Here is a 3752-nt window from a genome sequence, read left to right on the forward strand (position 1 = left end):
AATTGTCAAACGCCCACGGCGCTGGACCGCCTAAGCGCCCCCAGCCGCGCGCATGCCCACCGACGCATTTTCTTTACGCGTCCCAGATTCACAAGCTGATAGCCGCACAAATGTTCACACAAGATTCGCTGAGCCGGGACAGCGGTCAAGCAAAAGCGCAACTCTTTCGTGAAAAGCAATGGGTGCAGACAGAGGGGACGGTGGGTCAATGCCGGCTAAATGCCCAAGCCGCTTTGACGCTGGCCTCTGGGTAGCCGTTGATAAATCGATGAGCCAGTGTGGGAAGCCGTCGACGCGGCACTCATGCGGCGTTCACTCAAGATTTGCTGGAGTGGGACAGCACGAGGTAGCTACTGCTCATACGCATAAAGCTAGCGACAGTCCACACCCAACCAACGCGAGTTTTCGAACCGTGTCCGCCAAGACCTCAAGTACGACGCTATTGCTGTCGCCATAAACTAAACATACCACGTCGACAGAGCATTGATGCGCGGCAACAAAGGACTTTATTCGCTCTGCTGAACTTATAAACGGAGACAGCACTTCAGAGACTGCGGCATCAAGGCTCGTGTGGGGGCGCTGCTTTATTTCATATGCCCACTCCATCTGAGGTAAATCGGCACGGGCTTTCAGATGAGGAAGTCGCTGACGCCACAGGCGAGTTGGCGCTAAGCCAACTACCTTAGAAAACGCATCTGTGTCAAAGCTTTTTCCGCTCACCACGAACGAGGACGTAATTGAAGGCTCGACAATCTCGCCTGGTGTATTCTCTACCATTTAGTGACCCTACGGCAAGCGTGGATAAAGTCCCGGAAGCTCGCTGATATTGTAACCAGTCGGCACATTTGCCGACGTACCCGGGCGAACAGGAACAAGGTGAACACTGCCACCCGAATCAACCGCAACATTAAATTGCGCCGCAGCCTTGCTGCCGACCATGTCGGCTTTAAAGGCTTCGGCATCAATGCCTCGCTGATTTAGCTGGCCTGTCTTGAGGGTTTTCAGATTGCCGGCATTTGTGCCACCGTTTATACCCTCGTCATTTCCGCCAGTCCCGCCTTGCCCGGGCGTAAGTAGCCGTTCGTTTCGTTAGGTTGCCGCGGCGGCGTTGCGGGGGCGGCAGCGGGGGGAGTGCGGAGAGATTGGGCGGTTTCGGACGAACCGGCCCAGGCGGTCGTCTTGCGAGATGAGGGCGGCACGGACTTGCAAGATCGCCTCGCCCCGGGGACCGTCGTCCCAAAACTTTTCCGTTCCTTTGACGCGCTTGCTGATCTGCTTGACCAGCGACTCGGCCAGCGAACTGGTCACCGGCAGGCCCGCGCGGCGGTAGCGCGGATAATCCATGCGCGAGCGGTTGTTGGTGAGGTAGGTCAAGGTACGTTGCACGGTTTCGCGCGGTCCCGGGTCGGCGGTGTCCGGTTCGCCGGCGGCCATCGCGCCCAAGCGTTGCGAGAGCTCGTCGAGCACCTGGGAGACGTTTGCTTGCCAACACGCGCGAGCCCAGGTCACGTGTTGCGTCCAGCGCTGCGCCCGATCGCGGCAGAGTGCTTTGGCCGCGTCGTACACGTACTCCACGACGTGAATGAAATCGACGATGGGCGTGAAGCCGGGGAACCAACGTTCTTGAATCGACCAGTTGTATTTCTGGCCGTCGCCCACGAAGGCGCCTCGCTCTGCCGCGAAGAAGCCGCGCGCGTCCGCCTCGGCGGCCATCATGGCTCCGAACGCGTCGCTGCTGGTCAATGAACTGACGCAGGTGCGGACGAGCGTCTGGGGTTGCCAGGCCGCCGGTGCTTCCGCGATCTCAACCGGCGACGGCGGCGGGTCGGCGGCCGAGACGGGAATCAGCTCTGGCTGCGGGCTTTTGGCCTTTTTCAGCCCTAAAACCAGCTTTTCAACATACGCCTGGTTCCGCAAGCAATCGGGCAACTCGGGCTGCGGATCATGTTCGTGAGAGCTGCTGCACATCCGGTGAAAGGCGGCATTCTTGGTTTCACGCCAGCGCGGCCCATGAATGCCGTGGCCGACCCCGGCGGCTCGCGTTCGCATCCGGCCGCCGTCGCAAAACACGCCCACCACCGAGGGCGGCGGATCGGCCACCGTGGGCACGCGCGGCAGCGGCTGCCCTTGATAGGCCCGTGTGCCCCGGTCGCGTTGGTCAGCCAATTCTCCGCCAAGCTGAGCGCTGAGTTGATTGACCGTGCGCGCCGTGATCTCGATTTCGCCCACCCCTCGCAAGGCTTCGGCCGCCGCTTCGAACGAGTCGGCCGAACCGGCCATCCGCAGAATCTTCTCCAGCAGCGCAGGGCTGAAACCATGCGCGTCAATCTTCAGCACCGGACGCAGAGGGAAAAAAATCTCGACGGCAAGTCGAGCAATGAGCCACCGGTTCATCCAGGTCGGCGGTGCCGCCGCGTACCTGGATGGAGCGTGGGCGATGGTCGAGCCTGCACCGCCGGCCACATTCCGGACACGGGGCTTCGCCTTCCAAAGCTCCCGCTTGCGTGCCGGTCATGTCTTCGACGGCGCCGCGCACCAACGCCTTAGAAGCAGTGACAGCGACCTCCTCGATCATCCACAGATCGACGTCCAAGCCCACGCCGTTGGGAAACGCGAGCTGCGCCAACAATTTGCCCCAGCCCCGGGCCACCTCCTCGATCTCCCGCAGTTTTTGCCGCCGCTGCGATTCGTCCATCATCTTCCGTCCCTCCTTGGACTTGCAAATCTCCTCCATGCGAAAAACCCCGCCCACCAGCATACACCCCCTCACCGAACCCGCGAACGTCTACTTACGCCCGCCTTGCCCCGTGGAGAAGGCATTCGTAAGCCCCCTCAACCCATTCGCTCCAAGGCCGGCGGAACCGACCTCTAATCCGATGGCGCCCGCGCCTTCTGCCACCACCGTCGTCACCCCACCAAGGGAAATCGCGCCGCCGCCGCCCACAGTGCCTGCGCCAACTAGCTCTAGCGACGGCGAGCCTTGCAGGAGATTGCGCGCGGGGGATAAACGGGGACAGGGGGATAAACGGGGACAGGTCCAATTTATTGTTCAGGCGGCGAGTTTTTGCGCGGTCGTCCCGGGGCGCGTAAGGTGGCTTGCAGCCCGAGCTCCTCGGTGGTGGACTTTGTCCATGAATTGCCGCCGTACGGGGCGCCCCGCTGCACACTCCGCCGCAAGGCTTCCAATTCAGCGTCCGTCTGCGCGGCATTGACGTGCTCGCGCCAACGGCGCGGGCGGGGAACCGGCCAATTCGAAAGCCATGCCTTCTGCTCGGCAGTTCCCTGTTCGCGAATCCAGAGACTGCCCCACCGCCAATCGACGGCCCGGCGGACCAGCCCGGCGCGTAGCGCGTTGCGCTCCACATACCGCAGAACCTGGTAAAAGTGCTCGTCCGCTTCGACGGGAAACGACTTGAATCGCCCCTGGTAGACGTGGCCGTAACCGACCCGCCGTTTGGCCCGCACCCAACGCGTGGCATGCGTCACCGTGAGCCGCTGGAAGAACAACGCCAGTTGGTCATCCGCCTCGGGCCACAGGACAAAATGCCAGTGGTTGGGCATCACACAGTACCCGCAGACACGCAACGGCACCTTGGCCAGCGTTTCTGCCAAAGTCTCTTCGAACGCTTCGTAGTCGCGGGCTTTGTCAAACAGCCGCATACGCCCCACGCCGCGGTTGAGGACATGGTAGACGAACCCGCCTGGAGCAGCACGTGCGGTTCTCGGCATGCCCGTACTCTAGCCTGTCGCTG

The 3752-nt window shown here is 61.9% G+C and carries 3 protein-coding genes; all 3 read right to left on the minus strand.

The annotated features are described in order from the left end of the window. Nucleotides 1–1089 precede the first annotated feature (1089 nt). The 3 genes from VGG64_12405 to VGG64_12415 all read right to left on the minus strand — a co-directional run bounded on the left by VGG64_12405 (nucleotide 1090) and on the right by VGG64_12415 (nucleotide 3729). Nucleotides 1090–2337 carry a hypothetical protein gene (locus VGG64_12405; GenBank protein ID HEY1600400.1) on the minus strand — a complete coding sequence of 416 codons (1248 nt, stop codon included), beginning with the start codon at nucleotides 2335–2337 and terminating at the stop codon, nucleotides 1090–1092. Beyond that, on the minus strand, nucleotides 2324–2698 hold the full coding sequence (locus tag VGG64_12410) for a hypothetical protein (GenBank protein ID HEY1600401.1): 375 nt from the start codon (nucleotides 2696–2698) through the stop codon (nucleotides 2324–2326). Before VGG64_12410 ends, VGG64_12405 begins: the two co-directional genes overlap by 14 nt. Nucleotides 2699–3042: 344 nt before the next feature. Next, nucleotides 3043–3729, minus strand: a complete 687-nt coding sequence (locus VGG64_12415) for a transposase (protein HEY1600402.1) — start codon at nucleotides 3727–3729, stop codon at nucleotides 3043–3045. Between the last annotated feature and the right edge of the window lie 23 nt (nucleotides 3730–3752).

The organism is Pirellulales bacterium (assembly GCA_036490175.1).
Lineage (GTDB): Bacteria > Planctomycetota > Planctomycetia > Pirellulales > JACPPG01 > JACPPG01.

Excerpts from the sequence above, each read along its gene's own strand:
- VGG64_12410 (HEY1600401.1), bottom strand. The coding sequence starts at position 2,698 with ATGATGGACGAATCGCAGCGGCGGCAAAAACTGCGGGAGATCGAGGAG.
- VGG64_12415 (HEY1600402.1), bottom strand. The coding sequence starts at position 3,729 with ATGCCGAGAACCGCACGTGCTGCTCCAGGCGGGTTCGTCTACCATGTC.